This is a genomic window from Thioclava sp. UBA3469 (assembly GCF_002378135.1).
In the GTDB taxonomy this organism is placed as follows: domain Bacteria; phylum Pseudomonadota; class Alphaproteobacteria; order Rhodobacterales; family Rhodobacteraceae; genus Thioclava; species Thioclava sediminum.
In genome coordinates, this window is the sequence record NZ_DFRG01000225.1 from 4,402 (window position 1) to 4,686 (window position 285).

Sequence of the window (285 nt, forward strand, 5' to 3'; positions counted from 1 at the left end):
CCGGGATATTTCTCAAGAGCGAAGCGGCGGCCCGTGCCTGCCTTCGCTCTTGCCGAAATATCCCGGGGGTGAGGGCTTCGCCCGAGGGGGCAGCGCCCCCTTTCCCCGCGCGGACCGCGTGCTAGCTGGCCTCTCAAACAGGAGGCTTTCATGGCACAGACGACCGACACCAACCGCAAGATCATCCTCGCCGAACGCCCGAAAGGCGCGCCGAACGAGAACACGCTGAAGCTCGAGACCGAGGCCGTGCCACAGGCGGGCAAGGGTGAAATGCTGCTGCGCACC